General features: G+C 68.8%; 2 pseudogenes. One reads left to right on the forward strand and one right to left on the reverse strand.

What is annotated here, in order from left to right:
• Positions 1 to 331, forward strand: a pseudogene (locus A5775_RS20315) (hypothetical protein); the annotation flags it as partial.
• Positions 332 to 337: 6 nt separating this feature from the next.
• On the opposite strand, the pseudogene A5775_RS20320 reads toward A5775_RS20315, so the two are convergent.
• A pseudogene (locus A5775_RS20320) lies at positions 338 to 688 on the reverse strand (hypothetical protein); the annotation flags it as partial.

Here is a 688-nt window from a genome sequence, read left to right on the forward strand (position 1 = left end):
CACCGCGGCGCGCCTGGCCAAGGGCCAGGGCGTGCCCATCTCGACGATCTCGTTCGGAACCAAGGGCGGTGAGATCGAGATGGACGGGCAGCGCGTCGCGGTCCCGGTGTCGACCGACCAGATGAAGACGATCGCCAGACTCTCCGGCGGGCAGCCCTACACCGCCACCAACCTCGGCGAGCTCGAAAAGAGCTACAACGCGATCGAGAACGAGATCGGTTACCGCACGGTGCCGGGCCCGGGCAGCGCCGGCTGGCTGCGCCTCGGGGTGCTGGCCGCACTGATCGCGACCGCGTTGGCGCTGTTGATCAATCGGCGCCTGCCGACCTAGCGCGTATCAGGCGGGCAGCCGGCGGTTCAGCAGCAGGCCGGCCAGCACGGCGCCGGCCATCACGACGGCACCGAGCAGCATCCAGGCCAGGCTGGCATCGCCCTTGACGGTTTCGTAGCCGATCTGGCGCTGCAGCGTCGTGTACACGTTCTCCAGCGAGTCCAGGCTGTCGGCGTGGAAGGCCTGGCCGTCGGTGATCTCGCCGATCTTCTGCAGGGTCTGATCGTCCACCGGGACCGCGACGCGCTGCCCGTCCATCTCGATCTCACCGCCCTTGGTTCCGAACGAGATCGTCGAGATGGGCACGCCCTCGTCCTTGGCCAGGCGCGCCGCGGTGTAGACACCGTCGTGCGGGTC

The organism is Mycobacterium sp. 852002-10029_SCH5224772 (genome assembly GCF_001667315.1).
Lineage (GTDB): Bacteria > Actinomycetota > Actinomycetes > Mycobacteriales > Mycobacteriaceae > Mycobacterium.